We start from the raw sequence: 13,432 nt of genomic DNA, 5'->3' as shown, positions 1-13,432 counted from the left end.
TAAAAAGTCGGGACGGGGAGATTCGAACTCCCGATCTCCTGCTCCCAAAGCAGGCGCCTTAAGCCTCTAGGCCACGTCCCGATATTTTATAAGTATAAAGCAAAAAGAAAAATTTGTAAATCCTGTTTTAATGTATCACATATTATAAATTATTGTTATAATACATATTATGTATATTATTTGTCATTATGATGAAATTGGAATAAAAGGGAAAAATCGGAGATTTTTTGAAGAAAAATTAGTAACCAATATTCAAACAAACATTGATAATGCTTTCTTTGTTTTTATTAAAAGGATCTCGGGGAGAATTATTGTTAAATTATCGTCTAAAGGAGAAAAAAATATAGTTGAAATAACAACTAAGTTAAAAGATGTTTTTGGACTTGCTTATTTTGCCTTTGCTTATAGCGCTAAACAAGATATTGAATCAATTCAAACAATTATTTTTGAATTAATTGAAAAAAAGAAATTTAAAACATTTAGAGTGTTAACACAGAGGTCAAAAAAAGATTTTCCAATGCTTTCTCCGGATATAAATAAAAATATAGCTGTTTTTCTTCTTAAAAAAATGAACAAAAAGAAAATCAATTTAACAAACCCTGACTTAACATGTTTTATTGAAATAGTTGAAAAATATGCTTTTATTTATTTTGAAAAAATAATTTGTTATGGGGGATTGCCAGTTGGTGTCAGTGGCAGGGCATTATCGTTGATTTCTGGTGGCATTGATTCGCCAGTGGCCTCTTATTTAATGGCTAAAAGAGGAGTAGAGTTGATTTTCATTCATTTTCATGCTTATCCATATACGAACAAGGAGTCAGTAGACAAGGTAATTAAAGTAATTCAAGTATTATCTAAAGCAAAGAACAAGGCAAAACTTTATTTAGTTCCTTTTGCAGATGTTCAACAAGAAATTTTTTTAAAATGCCCTGGCAAATTAAGAGTTGTTTTGTATAGAATATTTATGTTAAGAATAGCAGAGCAAGTGGCAACCAAAGAGAAAATTATAGCCCTGGTAACAGGAGAAAATTTAGGACAAGTTGCTTCGCAAACAATTGCTAACATGGCTGTAATAAACAATGCAATTGATTTGCTTATTTTTAGGCCTTTGGTTGGAAAAAATAAACAAGCTATAATTAACTTAGCAAAACAAATTAATACTTATGAAATATCAATTTTGCCTGACCAGGATTGTTGTTCTAGGTTTTTACCAAAACATCCAGCTACAAAATCTAATATTAAAGAAGTTGACCAAGCAATTAAAAAATTAAAAATCAAAAAATTGATAAAATTAGCTTTAAAAAATACAACTATTAAATATATCTAATATTGACAAATCCCTTAAATTTGTTATGCTGTCATTATCATTAAAAAAAGGAGGAAACATGAATTCAAATACACGTTTTCAGCTACAAAGAGGCATTGAATCAATCGGTTATTTATTTTTTTGCGCTTTACTTCCGATTGTTATATTTATTGGAATCTTGGTTACGATTATTTCTATTAGTATCTTGTTTATTCCGTGTGGAATACTAATGTATGCTTACTTTAAATCATGTAATAGCTGAATTTTCAATCAAAAACTGCTCCATAAAAAGAGCAGTTTTTATATTGACTTTTTTAGGTAATTATTATATAATATCTATTACCTAGTTATATCAATGGGTTCATTAAAAAAATAAAAAAAAGGAGTAGTAAATGGCAGAACAAACATTTAAAGATCTTATGTATTTTACTATGATACAGCAGATTAAGTTAAAAAAATGTAACAATGAAAGAGTGTGGAAAATTGCAAGCGCAATTGATCAACATATTCATAAAGCGAATAAAGCAAAGAAAGGAGCACTTAAAAGAGTTTTAGCCTTGAATAAATCAAATAATGGGTTTGAAGGAATAGAAGATGGTACAACTGCTAGTATTTCAAAAAACACAGAAATGGAGTATAATAATATATATAGGCAGGAAGATTTTCTTGAGAATTTAATTCAGTCAAGAGAAAGATTAGTGCAATTTTTGGAAAAATATGGCTATTGTATTGATTGTGGTGAACCAATTCCAATAGAAAGGCTTGAGCATGTTCCACACACAACTCATTGTGTTTCTTGCAAGGAAGAACAAAGACTAGTAAGGAGGATTTAAAATTATTAAAAAAACAGGGCAAAAAAAATGCCCTGTTTTTCTTTTTTTATAAATTTTTACAAAAACTAATATGCTCTATTTAGATCAATTCCAGAATAATAATATTTTAATATCTGAGAATAATTTGCACCTTGACTAGCTGCTGTGATGCCGCTGTTTTGAGGCAGTCCAACGCCGTGACCAATTAATTGTTTTCCTTGTCCCGGAGGGTCTATTTTTGATTGCAAGTAATTTACAGGAGAATTAGTCATTCTGGCTTGATGAGAAGCGATTGTTTGACCATTGCTTTGAGCAAAATAATAAGCTAAAATTGGATCATTTTCATAAACAGCCAATATTCCTTTGGTTAGATTGATTGCATTTAACATATTGGGGGCTCTTTTTTCTTTGTTATATCCTCTGTAGACTTGATCAGCCTGAGTGGCCCGGACTGTAAAAAACGGATTCCCATCAGGAGTATTTGTGTATTTCGGAGTCAATAATCGAAAAGCAGCATAAGTTCTAGCTGCAATGGCTTGGGTTTTTAAAAATTCTGACTGAGTGTTGTCGGTTACCTCGGCTAATCCTCTAAGATACTTCTCTATTGGTAATTCATTTACTAACCATAATCGTTCAGTGTTTGGATTATATTTTATTTCTATTTTATCTCTAAATTCATTGTCGTTTATGCCTCCATCCCAGAATTGTCCTCTTTGCCAACTATCTATTTTGAATATAATTTCTTCTTCATTTGGACTGGCAAGTTTTATTTTAGAATCAGTCATCAAAATTCTTTGACCATCACTTGAATTTAAAAAATAACGATTTAGAGAATAATCATAATCAACTTCAATCAATTCTCCGGATGTATTGCGAACTAGTAGCTTATTGTCTTGGTCATAAATATCATAACTAGTATTATTTAAAGATGATATTTTAAATGGTAAATAATCAGGTTTTTCTTGTTTTTCTACAAAAAGTAGACCAATTTCAATTTCAGGTCCATTGGCATTGGTTGGCCAAATATGATTATTCAAAATATTTATATTGCTTGGGATTACTTGCCAATAGTATGTTTGGGTTGGTATAATCGGGTCAGCTTTTGTTATAGGATCTATCTCAATTACTTCTTCTTCTATTATAATTGGGTCTGTTATTGCTGTGACTTCTTGTTCGCGTGAAACAACTTTAATTCCTATTTCAATTTCTCCGCCAGAAATTAAATTTGTGCCTGCAAAAAGATTAAATTTTTCCCAATGCATGCCGAGGTTATTTGGAGCGGATAGAGTAAATCGAAAAATAGATTCTTCGTTGGAGCCAATAATTAAGACAGGGTTTAATTTATTGGGAGTATATGAATTATACCAATTTGTATATAAAAATTTACTTTTTTGTCCTGATATTGTTCTTAGGGATACTGTTTTTGTCCCTCTTCCTTCCCATATTTGCTCTCCAGTATTTTTAAATTTAACCCAAAAATCAATTATTTGGTTGGGATATAGCTCAGGAATACTCGCAGGATTTTGACCTGTTCGCAGGGCTGAATATCCAGTAATGGCTAATACTTGGTTTGGAAAAGCAATTATTATTATAAATATTATTAAAAATAAATATTTAATATTCATGTTTATTAGTTTATATATATTTTTTTTAACGTCAATATACTTGATTAAAAGAAATTTCTTGATTATGATAAAATTATGAATCTATCTAAAAGAATTGCCAAAAATACAGTTATTCATTTTTTAGGAAAGTTAATTGGACTTTTTTTAAGTTTACTTGTTTTTGGATTTATAGCAAGACATCTGGGTCAATTTGGATTCGGTCAATTTACTATTATAATAGCTTATCTTCAGGCCTTGGCTATTCTTGCAGATTTTGGTCTTTATTTGATTTTTATTCAAATGTTATCTTTGCCAGACATTAATAAAAAAATATTAATTAGTAATTTTTTTACTCTTAGAATTATTTTAAGTTCGATTGTACTTTTCATTGGAGTTTTGGTTGCTTTTTTCATTCCTCAGTATTCTAAAATTGTAAAAATAGGTATTGCTATTACTTCTCTTTCGTTTTTAACGGGTTCATTAATCCAATTAATTACAGGGTTTTTTCAAAAAAACATGAACATGAAGATTGTTGCCCGTGCAGAGGTTTTGTCTAGAATTATCTTGGTTTGCTTGATTGGATTGGTGGTTTGGCTGGATTATGGAATATTTTTAGTTTTATTTGCAATAATTATGGCTGGAATTATAAATTTTATTTTTCTTTATTTGTCATTAAAAAAAACAATTTCAATAACATTAAAAATAGATTTTAATTTATGGAAAAATATATTGAAGAAAGCTTGGCCAGTCGGTCTTTCAATTATTTTTACAACAATTTATTTTAAAGGCGATACAATTATCCTTTCTTTGTTTAAGAGTCCAGACCAAGTAGGTATTTATGGAGCATCTTATAGAATATTGGAGGCCTTAATTATGTTTCCTCCTATTTTTATGGGATTGGTTCTATCTCCTTTAACCAGGGCTTGGGCAAAGCAAAATGTACAAAAATTTAATCAAATTTTTCAAAAATCTTTTGATTTTTTCGTTATAATTGTTTTTCCTCTAGTAATTTCTGTTTATTTTTTTGCTAGACAAATAATGATTTTTGTGGCTGGGCAAGAATTTGCCATAGCTGCTCAACCGTTAAAAATATTAATTTTTGCGATTGGGTTAATATTCTTTAGCAGTTTAGTCACTTATACAATAATTGCAATCGAACAGCAGAGAAAAATGTTATTATTTTATGGAGCATCAGCCTTAATAGCTTTGTTTGGATATTTTCTTTTTATTCCGAAATATTCATATATTGGAGCTGCTTACATAACTGTTTTGGTAGAGTTCTTGGTTACTTTTTTTGCTTTCCTTATTATATATAAGACGACGAAATTTCTTCCTTTGTTACAAGTTTTTTGGAAAACAACTCTGGCTAGTTTAGTAATGATAGCATGGTTAATAATTTTGACTAATATTAATTGGATTTTATTGTTAATTAGTTCTCTAATAGTTTATGGCCTAGTTTTGTATTCCATAAATACATTTTCAAGGGATAGTTTTAAAAATATGCTTGATTTTAGAAATTAATTTTTATGATTTATATTTTAATATCAACAATTTACAGTATCTTTGCCTGGGTTAAGCCAAAATATGCTTTGTTTTGTTTATTAGTTTTTATTCCAAGTTATCAAATTAGGTTTGAGCTTTTAGCCATCCCAATGACTTTTTTAGAGGTAATGATTTTGATTTTATTTATAGTTTGTTTAATAAAAAAAATAATCCAAGTAAAAAAAGTTTATTTTATACTGGATAAATGGGCCTATTTAATGTTGGCTTGGTTGTTAATATCATTAATCTCAATTTTTGTAGCTCCTGATTTACGGGCTGGGGCCGGTATCTGGAAGGCCTATTTTTTAGAGCCAATTTTATTAGTCATAATATTTCTGGCTTTGATAAAAAATAAGCAAGATTTTAATTTTGCTTTACTTTCTTTAGTTTTCTCAGGATTTTATATTTCAATTTATGCTTTGTTTCAGAAAATCACTGGCACAGGCGTTTTAAGCACAGAGGCTTGGGGGGCATCGCAGGTATTAAGAGTAACCGGACCTTTCCCTCATCCTAATTTTTTAGGACTTTGGCTCGGACCTATCATTGCTTTGAGTTTTGGATTAATAGTTTTTAATTTTTTTCAATTAAAAAGATTGTACTCTTTGTTTGGTGTAATATTTTTAATATTTTCATTTTTAGCATTAATTTTTGCTCGATCAGAAGGAGCGATTATTGGAGCACTGGCAGGAATTATTTTTATTGGCTTAATGCACAGGCAATCTCGCAAAATAGTTGTTAGCGTTTTACTTGTTGGAGTTTTATTATTTGTAGTTGTCGCTCCAATTAATAATTATATTATTTCCAAAGTTTTTTTTAATGATTTATCAGGACAATTAAGAATTAATATCTGGCAAGGAGCAATTAGTTTATTAAAAACTAGCCCAGTCATTGGGGTAGGGCTAAGTGGTTATCAAACACTAATTCCTGATTTTCAAGCAAGGTATTATCATCCAGACACAAACGAATTGATTTCAGTTGAAACACATCCATATCCACATAATTTATTTTTAAGTTTGTGGTCAGAAATAGGCCTGCTCGGTTGGTTGCTATTTATATTTATAATAATAATGTTTTGGCATAATGCTTGGCAATGCATAAAAAAACAAGAAATATATGCATTAAGTGTTATGGGAGCAATGTTAGTTGTTCTTGTTCATGGATTAGTCGATACGCCATATTTTAAGAATGATTTGGCAGTTTTATTTTGGTTCTTAATAGCTTTAGTAATATTTTTAAAACAATCCTTGAACACTGAACATTGACACTGATATAGAATGTTAGTATTAGGCCCTGACAAGAGTTGACAAGAGGATTGATTCCCTGAATTACCTCACTTACTCTCACTTAGAGGTCTTGCCCCTAAGTAGAGTAGTAATCAATAATCAGTAATCAATAATCAACTACCTCACTTAGAGGTCTTGCCCCTAAGTAGAGTACAAATCAATAATCAATAATCAATAATCAACTACCTCACTTAGAGGCCTTGCCCCTAAGTCAGGTTTTGGTCGAGGAACAGGATGAGGTTTTGGTGTTAATACTTGCTTTTCTTGACTTATGTCTTTACTTAGAGGCCTTGCCCCTAAGTAGAATAGAAATCAATAATCAGTAATCAATAATCAGTAATTAGTAATCAATAATCAATAATCAACTACCTCACTGAGAGTTTTACTTAGAGGCCTTGCCCCTAAGTAGACCTAAGTAGAAAATTAAGTAGATAGAAGGTTTTACGAAAAAATATAATTTAAATAAAATTAAGGAGAGGTGGCTGAGTGGTTGAAGGCGCTGGTTTCGAAAACCAGTATATCGCAAGGTATCGAGGGTTCGAATCCCTCCCTCTCCGTTTTTGTCTGGAGGCAAAAGATTATAAAATTCAAATCAATAACTGATATTATATGAAAATTAGGGAAATAAAAGCTAAATATTTTTTTAATGTTTTATAAATTTTGTTCAAAGTGCGGCAACAAGCTTGTTAAGAAAATAAATCACGAAAAAGCATCAAGGCAATATTGTAATAGGTGTGATTTATTTTTTTATCAAAATTCAAGACCATGTGTTACTGCTATTATTGTCAAACAAGATAAAATTTTATTAACAAAAAGAGGAATTGATCCATATAAGGGTTTTTGGGATTTGCCGGGCGGTTTTTTAGAAGAAGGAGAACATCCAAAAACTGGCATTAAGAGAGAAGTTAAGGAAGAGTTAGGAGTAGAAATAAAATTAGATAAAATAATAGGATTTTTTATTGATAAATATCTATCTGCTGGCAAAGATTTATACACTTTAAATGTTTGTTATCTATCAAAAATAACAAAAGGGAATATAATTCCAGCATCTGATGTTAAGAGTGTAAAATGGGTTAATCTTGACAGTCTCCCAAAAAAATTTGCTTTTAAAAACGTTATTCAGGCAATAGAATCTTATAAAAGGTTGACAAAAGTATAGATTTTGATAAACTAAAAAAAGTAAATAGCATTGTGCTGTTTACTTTTCTTAGAAATATAAACAAGGAGGATAATGTGAGAGCAAGAAAGAACAAGCAGGGAAAAATTTTAAAAGATAATGATAATGTTTTAAGACAATTAGCAGCACTGACAAAAGAAGAGCAGGAAAAGATAAGACAGGAAATTAAGGACCATCCATCTCCTTTTTTTGAAGAATTTGTTAATCCATTGACATTAACTAGCTCTGTTTGTAAAAAATAAAAATCAAAAGGAGTCCAGCAAAGGGCTCCTTTTTTAATATTGACAAATTGCCAGGATTTTATATACTAAAGAGGCTATAATACAGGGTTATAGCCATAAATAACCAATGGTTATTTATGATTAGCTCATTAAAAAAAAGAAAAGGAGGTTTGTTATGACGACTAAAAAGGTTGTTGCTGACAAACAAAAAGTCCAATTCTACAATAAATTATTTGAACTGCAGTTTCGATTTCGTAAAAATTTACTAAATCCAGACAAAGTGCTTAATGCCTTGCAGTTGATAATTGAAGGACATTCAGTCAAGCCAAGAAGCACTGAATGGGTAGATGAGATTGTTGAAGCAGAAAGAAGACATCATTTTAAATTTTTTGGCACAAATCCAAGATTAGATATGTTTGCTGAAACAATTGAATATTATGGAGTTAAAAAAATTGTAAAATGGGGAAGAATAGGACTAGAGCCACATTTCTTGCCAGCAATTGATTTGTCAATCCATAATGATTTACCAGGATGGAAAATTAAACCAAGTAAATGGTTTTATTCTCAAAATAAACAAGCAAAGATACTAAGAAGGTCATTTGATGAATTTATAGAAGCAAATGCCTTGCTGCTTGGGGAGAACAATGGTAATGTTGTTTTAATCGATACCAGGTGTAAACCCAATCGCAGAAGACAAAATAAACAAATTTATGAAAATGACAATTTGTTAGGGTATATTATTTCTAAGTTAAGACATAAGAACGAAATAACGCCATATGATAAATATGTTCCAAAAATGTCAAGGTTTGGTATTTCTGCTCGTGAATTTGATGAATCCATTAGGCCTCGTTTGGCAAAAAAAATAGGCATTGCCAAAAATCAAATCCGCTTAGAAAGAGTAATTGAAGCAAATATAATCCCCCAACTTTATTCATATATGCCCAGAAGGGAAGACAAAAATACAGATACTTTTGTCTGGCATGAAGAAAGGTTTAAGGGGAATAAAAGCATCCAAGGATTTGGTGGGAGTTCTGTTTATGGCGGATTAACTAATATTGATTGTCAAAGAAGAGTTTTAAATAGAGCAGATGTTTCATTCCGTCCAATTGTAGAGTTGTAAAAATAATGGCCCTGAAAACAGGGCCATTGTTCTTGACTAATGTATTTTATAATATTATAATATTAACATAATAAATAAACTTTAAACTAATATAAGTATGCATCTCGTTCCAACAGTTGTAGAAAAGTCTTCTACCGGAGAACGGGCTTATGATATTTATTCCCGGCTTTTGAAAGAAAGAATTATTTTTCTTGGAGATGAAATTACAGATGGTTTGGCGAATACTATAATAGCTCAACTTTTATTTTTAGAAAGCGAAGACGAAAAAAAAGACATCAAAATTTATATTAATAGTCCAGGAGGATCAGTAACAGCTGGCATGGCTATTTATGATACAATTCAATACATTAAACCAAAAATAATGACTATTTGTATTGGAATTGCAGCTTCTATGGGAGCAGTTCTGCTGTCAGGAGGAAGTAAAGGAAAGCGTTGTGCTCTGCCTAATGCAGAAATAATGTTACACCAAGTAATGGGTGGAACACAAGGACAAGCATCTGATATTAAGATTAGAGCTGAGCACATTTTAAAAATAAGAGACAATCTTAATAAAATTTTAGCTAAACACACAGGACAAAAAATAAGCAAAATTCAAAAAGATATTGATAGAGATTTTTTTATGTCTGCTGTTCAAGCTAAGAAATATGGATTGATTGACAAAATTATAAAGTAATTTTTGCTAAAACATTTTAATAAAAAGCCGGACTTAAAGGTCTTGGTTTTTAATTTTAATAAAAAATAAAATTATATGAATTATTATATTTTCGTTTTAATTGCAATTGTTTTTAGCTTTTTAATTGGGTGGTTTTTACGTAAACAAATAAGTAAAAAAACAATATCATCAGCAGAAACAAGAGCAAAAAATATTTTAACCAAAGCAAAGGTAAAACAGCAGGAAATATTTTTTAGTGCTAGAGAAGATTCCTTAAAGTTTGCTGAAAAAAGTAAAAAAGAAGAAACAAAAAGAAGAGAAGAGCTAAAGGTGCTAGAAAATAGATTAGAACAACGTAGAGAACTTTTTGAAAAAAAGATTTTAGAATTAGACAAAAAACAAAATAAAATTTCTGTTGATTTAAACAAAATAGAAGGAGCAAAGGACAAAGTCAGAGAGCTTTACAGAGAAGCAAAAGCTAAATTAGAAAAAATTTCAGGATTAAACAAACAAGAAGCAAAAGATCTTTTATTTGATTCAATAGAAAAAGAGTTCAAAGATGACTTGCTTTTGAGGATTAAAAAATTAAAACAAGAAGGAGGAGAAGAAATTGAAAAACAGACAAAGCAATTAATGGTTGATGTAATGGAACGAATGGATATGTCTCATTTCTCAGAAAGATCATCTTCGACTGTTTTGTTGCCTTCTGACGAGATGAAGGGGCGCATCATAGGAAGAGAAGGAAGAAACATAAAGGTAATAGAACAACTTACAGGAGTGGAGGTGATTGTTGACGATACTCCAGAGGCAATAATTATATCTTCCTTTAATCCAATTAGGAGACAATTAGCAAAGCTCTCTATTGAAAAATTAATTTTAGACGGGAGAATTCAGCCAGCTCGTATTGAAAGTGTAATTTCTCAAACAAAAAAAGAGTTGGCTAAAGAAATAAAAAAAGCAGGGGAAGCAACTGTTCAAGAAACAGGAGTGGCCGGACTTAATGCTAAAATTATTCAAGCTCTTGGTAGGTTAAAATATAGAACAAGCTATGGGCAAAATGTTTTGCTTCACTCTATTGAGGTGGCAAATTTGTCAGAAATGCTAGCCATAGAATTAGGAGCAAATGTTGCCATTGCTAAAAAGGCAGGATTAATTCACGATATTGGCAAGGCAATTGACTTTGAGATTCAGGGAACACACACAGAATTAGGGAAAGATCTAGCAGAAAAATATAACATACAGGAAAAAATAATTACGGCTGCAATGGAGCACCATGATGACCACCCTTCAACTTTAGAGGGGGTGATTGTTAAGGTTGCTGACGCTATATCAAGTTCAAGGCCAGGGGCAAGAAGAGATAGCTATGAAAAGTATGTTAAAAGATTAAAAGAATTAGAAGAAATAGCCAAAGTTTTTCCAGGAGTTGAAAAAAGTTATGCAATTCAAGCAGGTAGAGAGTTAAGGGTTTTTGTAAAGTCAGGAGAAATTGATGATTTAATAGCTGGTAAAATGGCTCAAAAAATTAGTAAAAGAATAGAAGAGGAGTTAAAATATCCAGGAGAAATAAAAGTAACAGTAATTAGAGAAAACAGAATCACAGAATATGCAAGATAATTAATTTGATTATTGTTATAAATATTAATTTATTATATACTAAGAATATGCCAAAAAGAACATATCAACCTAACCAAAGAAAAAGAAACAAAAAACATGGATTCAAAAAAAGAATGCAAACAAAAGCAGGTAAGAAGATTCTAAAAAATAGAAGACTTAAACAAAGAGCAAAATTAACTGTCTAAGGCCTTATTATGTTGCCCAAAGTTTATCGTTTAAGGAAAAATAAAGATTTTACAAAGGTTTCAAAAGAAGGTGATAAATTTTTTCTTAAAAGTTTTGGAATTAAATGGATAAAAAACGAATTAGAGCATTCTCGTTTTGGAGTTGTTGTTTCTTTAAAAGTGGATAAAAAGGCTGTAATTAGAAACAAAATAAAAAGAATGTTTCGATCGATTATAAGAGAAGATTTAAGTAAGATAAAATCAGGTTTTGATTTTTTAATTTTAACTAGGCAAGGAATAAAGGATTTAACTTATGCAGAAGTTAAAAATAATTTTTTAAATATTTTAAAAAAGAAAAAATTAATTAATGATTAAATTCATTGTTTTAAAAATAATTCGTTTTTATCAAAAAATATTTTCTATTGATCAAGGATTGTTATCTTTTTTTTATCATGGTCCGGGAATATGTAAGTTCCAACCTACCTGCTCAGAGTATGCTTATTTAGCAGTAAAAAAATATGGGGTTATAAGAGGAGGACTAAAAGCAGCTGGTAGAATCTTTAGATGTCATCCTTGGTCTGACGGAGGAAACGATAAACCATAATAATTTTTTATTAAAAAATATTAGTTTATGTCTGATCTATTCAATATTCTTCTCTATGAACCATTGCTTAAGTTGTTGGTGTTTCTATATAATTTTTCTCCATGGAATGATCTCGGAATAGCAATTATTGTTTTGACATTAATAATTAAGGCATTTCTTTTGCCTCTTTCTATAAAATCAGTTAAAGCACAAAAATCTTTAAAAGAAATACAACCGAAATTAGAAGAAATCAAGCAAAAGCATTCAAAAGACAAGCAAAAGCAGTCTCAGGCAATTATGAATTTTTATAAGGAAAACAAAGTTAATCCTTTTGCTTCTTGTTTACCAATTCTAATTCAACTACCTGTTTTGATTGCTGTTTTTAAGGTTTTTAGAACTATTCCAGATACATTAAATCCAGTTAGTTTCGGTATTTTAAACCTAGCAGAGCCAAATATTTATATTGCTGTAATTACAGCAATATTTCAATATTGGCAAACTAAGATGATATCAAACAAGCAACCTCCTACGAATATAGCTAATAAAAAAGGAGCTAAAGACGAATCAATGATGGCCAGCATGAATAAGCAAATGAAATTTATGATGCCAATGATAACTCTTTTTATCGGTGTTAGCATGCCAAGTGCCTTGTTGTTATATTGGTTAATAGGAATTTTTGTAAGTATTTTAGAGCAAAAAATTATTTTTTCACATTCTAATGTATGAAATTAGAAAAAATTATAAATTTACCAGTTTACACAGAATCAGCCAATTATTTAGGAAAAATTATTGATGTCGAGTTTGACAAAGACGGCGATTTGTTGAATTATATAGTGAAGAGTAGTAATTTTATTAAAAATTTATTTAAAGGTAGTTTAATAATTAATAAAATTCAAGTTTTGTCTATTACTGACAAAAAAATGATTGTCCAAGATAATTCATTAAAAGAAAAGCAAATAGTCTCTGCTCCTGTAGCAAGATAAATATTTTTTATATGCTTTTAATGACATCTATTATTAAATCTATATTTTTAGACAGCATTCAGAGTGTTTTGTATTTTCCTTTTTGGTGGTATACAAGTGGATTAAAAAGAAGATTTTTATGGTTTATTCGTAGTACAAAAGGCCTTGCACATAATCTTGCGCTAGGGATTATGTTTAAATATCTTTTCAAGCCAATGTTTGGGCAAAGCACAAAGTCAGGCAGAATAATCAGTTTTTTCATGCGTTTAATTCTTTTATGTTGGCGCATTTTTTTATTTTTATTAGGAACATTTTTTAAGTTATTTTTGCTGATTGGCTGGATAATTTTGCCAATAATAGTTGTTATTCAAATTATTATTTTATTTTAATCT

Annotated in this window: 17 protein-coding genes and 2 tRNA genes; 17 read left to right on the top strand and 2 right to left on the bottom strand. The window is 30.0% G+C overall.

Translation table 11 applies throughout. From position 1 onward, the window contains the following. Positions 1–7: 7 nt before the first annotated feature. Positions 8–81 (bottom strand) — tRNA-Pro (locus ISS06_02660). 88 nt (positions 82–169) lie between these two features. Between ISS06_02660 and thiI the strand changes: the two genes are divergently transcribed. From thiI to ISS06_02645, 3 genes are all read left to right on the top strand, one after another. Further along, positions 170–1,327 (top strand): tRNA 4-thiouridine(8) synthase ThiI, encoded by a 1,158-nt coding sequence (gene thiI / locus ISS06_02655; protein MBL7054071.1) that lies wholly within the window; start codon positions 170–172, stop codon positions 1,325–1,327. A 58-nt stretch (positions 1,328–1,385) separates the two neighbouring features. Then, a complete protein-coding gene (locus ISS06_02650) occupies positions 1,386–1,568 on the top strand; it encodes a hypothetical protein (protein MBL7054070.1) in 183 nt (60 codons plus the stop codon). Between the two features lie 367 nt (positions 1,569–1,935). After that, entirely contained in the window at positions 1,936–2,139 is a 204-nt protein-coding gene (locus tag ISS06_02645) for a TraR/DksA C4-type zinc finger protein (GenBank protein MBL7054069.1), read from the top strand. Between the two features lie 65 nt (positions 2,140–2,204). Here the strand turns inward: ISS06_02645 and ISS06_02640 are convergent, their stop codons facing one another. Next, the gene (locus tag ISS06_02640; protein ID MBL7054068.1) at positions 2,205–3,743 is read right to left on the bottom strand and encodes a SpoIID/LytB domain-containing protein; all 1,539 of its coding nucleotides are present in this window, start codon (positions 3,741–3,743) and stop codon (positions 2,205–2,207) included. Positions 3,744–3,818: 75 nt separating this feature from the next. On the opposite strand from ISS06_02640, the gene ISS06_02635 reads away from it, so the two are divergent. The 14 genes from ISS06_02635 to ISS06_02570 all read left to right on the top strand — a co-directional run bounded on the left by ISS06_02635 (position 3,819) and on the right by ISS06_02570 (position 13,429). Then, positions 3,819–5,243 carry an oligosaccharide flippase family protein gene (locus tag ISS06_02635; GenBank protein MBL7054067.1) on the top strand — a complete coding sequence of 475 codons (1,425 nt, stop codon included), beginning with the start codon at positions 3,819–3,821 and terminating at the stop codon, positions 5,241–5,243. A gap of 5 nt (positions 5,244–5,248) precedes the next feature. Next, the gene (locus tag ISS06_02630) at positions 5,249–6,526 is read left to right on the top strand and encodes an O-antigen ligase family protein (protein ID MBL7054066.1); all 1,278 of its coding nucleotides are present in this window, start codon (positions 5,249–5,251) and stop codon (positions 6,524–6,526) included. A gap of 493 nt (positions 6,527–7,019) precedes the next feature. Next, positions 7,020–7,104 (top strand) — tRNA-Ser (locus tag ISS06_02625). 89 nt (positions 7,105–7,193) lie between these two features. Then, positions 7,194–7,706, top strand: coding sequence for an NUDIX hydrolase (locus tag ISS06_02620; GenBank protein MBL7054065.1), 513 nt, complete (start codon positions 7,194–7,196; stop codon positions 7,704–7,706). A 74-nt stretch (positions 7,707–7,780) separates the two neighbouring features. Next, entirely contained in the window at positions 7,781–7,966 is a 186-nt protein-coding gene (locus tag ISS06_02615) for a hypothetical protein (GenBank protein ID MBL7054064.1), read from the top strand. Positions 7,967–8,120: 154 nt separating this feature from the next. Then, positions 8,121–9,065, top strand: coding sequence for a hypothetical protein (locus ISS06_02610; protein ID MBL7054063.1), 945 nt, complete (start codon positions 8,121–8,123; stop codon positions 9,063–9,065). Between the two features lie 97 nt (positions 9,066–9,162). Then, the gene (gene clpP, locus ISS06_02605; GenBank protein ID MBL7054062.1) at positions 9,163–9,738 is read left to right on the top strand and encodes an ATP-dependent Clp endopeptidase proteolytic subunit ClpP; all 576 of its coding nucleotides are present in this window, start codon (positions 9,163–9,165) and stop codon (positions 9,736–9,738) included. A gap of 75 nt (positions 9,739–9,813) precedes the next feature. After that, on the top strand, positions 9,814–11,331 hold the full coding sequence (gene rny / locus ISS06_02600) for a ribonuclease Y (GenBank protein MBL7054061.1): 1,518 nt from the start codon (positions 9,814–9,816) through the stop codon (positions 11,329–11,331). Positions 11,332–11,378: 47 nt separating this feature from the next. Further along, positions 11,379–11,516: a 50S ribosomal protein L34 gene (rpmH, locus tag ISS06_02595; protein ID MBL7054060.1), complete on the top strand. Its 138-nt coding sequence runs from the start codon at positions 11,379–11,381 to the stop codon at positions 11,514–11,516. A gap of 9 nt (positions 11,517–11,525) precedes the next feature. Next, positions 11,526–11,870 (top strand): ribonuclease P protein component, encoded by a 345-nt coding sequence (gene rnpA / locus ISS06_02590; GenBank protein ID MBL7054059.1) that lies wholly within the window; start codon positions 11,526–11,528, stop codon positions 11,868–11,870. Beyond that, entirely contained in the window at positions 11,863–12,099 is a 237-nt protein-coding gene (gene yidD / locus ISS06_02585; GenBank protein ID MBL7054058.1) for a membrane protein insertion efficiency factor YidD, read from the top strand. The genes rnpA and yidD overlap by 8 nt, the downstream gene beginning before the upstream one ends. A 27-nt stretch (positions 12,100–12,126) precedes the next feature. Continuing rightward, positions 12,127–12,804 carry a membrane protein insertase YidC gene (locus tag ISS06_02580; protein MBL7054057.1) on the top strand — a complete coding sequence of 226 codons (678 nt, stop codon included), beginning with the start codon at positions 12,127–12,129 and terminating at the stop codon, positions 12,802–12,804. Further along, entirely contained in the window at positions 12,801–13,061 is a 261-nt protein-coding gene (locus ISS06_02575; GenBank protein ID MBL7054056.1) for a PRC-barrel domain-containing protein, read from the top strand. Before ISS06_02580 ends, ISS06_02575 begins: the two co-directional genes overlap by 4 nt. 11 nt (positions 13,062–13,072) lie before the next feature. Further along, the gene (locus ISS06_02570; GenBank protein MBL7054055.1) at positions 13,073–13,429 is read left to right on the top strand and encodes a hypothetical protein; all 357 of its coding nucleotides are present in this window, start codon (positions 13,073–13,075) and stop codon (positions 13,427–13,429) included. Positions 13,430–13,432 lie beyond the last annotated feature (3 nt).

The organism is Patescibacteria group bacterium, from assembly GCA_016784145.1.
In the GTDB taxonomy this organism is placed as follows: Bacteria; Patescibacteriota; Patescibacteriia; order UBA2591; family UBA6264; genus BS150m-G65.
Note: the sequence above shows the minus strand (reverse complement) of the source record. Positions and strands in the feature narration are given on the sequence as shown.

Coding starts and splice junctions, on each gene's coding strand:
- thiI (MBL7054071.1), top strand. CDS start 170: ATGTATATTATTTGTCATTATGATGAAATTGGAATAAAAGGGAAAAAT.
- ISS06_02650 (MBL7054070.1), top strand. CDS start 1,386: ATGAATTCAAATACACGTTTTCAGCTACAAAGAGGCATTGAATCAATC.
- ISS06_02645 (MBL7054069.1), top strand. CDS start 1,936: ATGGAGTATAATAATATATATAGGCAGGAAGATTTTCTTGAGAATTTA.
- ISS06_02640 (MBL7054068.1), bottom strand. CDS start 3,743: ATGAATATTAAATATTTATTTTTAATAATATTTATAATAATAATTGCT.
- ISS06_02635 (MBL7054067.1), top strand. CDS start 3,819: ATGAATCTATCTAAAAGAATTGCCAAAAATACAGTTATTCATTTTTTA.
- ISS06_02630 (MBL7054066.1), top strand. CDS start 5,249: ATGATTTATATTTTAATATCAACAATTTACAGTATCTTTGCCTGGGTT.
- ISS06_02620 (MBL7054065.1), top strand. CDS start 7,194: ATGTTTTATAAATTTTGTTCAAAGTGCGGCAACAAGCTTGTTAAGAAA.
- ISS06_02610 (MBL7054063.1), top strand. CDS start 8,121: ATGACGACTAAAAAGGTTGTTGCTGACAAACAAAAAGTCCAATTCTAC.
- clpP (MBL7054062.1), top strand. CDS start 9,163: ATGCATCTCGTTCCAACAGTTGTAGAAAAGTCTTCTACCGGAGAACGG.
- rny (MBL7054061.1), top strand. CDS start 9,814: ATGAATTATTATATTTTCGTTTTAATTGCAATTGTTTTTAGCTTTTTA.
- rpmH (MBL7054060.1), top strand. CDS start 11,379: ATGCCAAAAAGAACATATCAACCTAACCAAAGAAAAAGAAACAAAAAA.
- rnpA (MBL7054059.1), top strand. CDS start 11,526: ATGTTGCCCAAAGTTTATCGTTTAAGGAAAAATAAAGATTTTACAAAG.
- yidD (MBL7054058.1), top strand. CDS start 11,863: ATGATTAAATTCATTGTTTTAAAAATAATTCGTTTTTATCAAAAAATA.
- ISS06_02580 (MBL7054057.1), top strand. CDS start 12,127: ATGTCTGATCTATTCAATATTCTTCTCTATGAACCATTGCTTAAGTTG.
- ISS06_02575 (MBL7054056.1), top strand. CDS start 12,801: ATGAAATTAGAAAAAATTATAAATTTACCAGTTTACACAGAATCAGCC.
- ISS06_02570 (MBL7054055.1), top strand. CDS start 13,073: ATGCTTTTAATGACATCTATTATTAAATCTATATTTTTAGACAGCATT.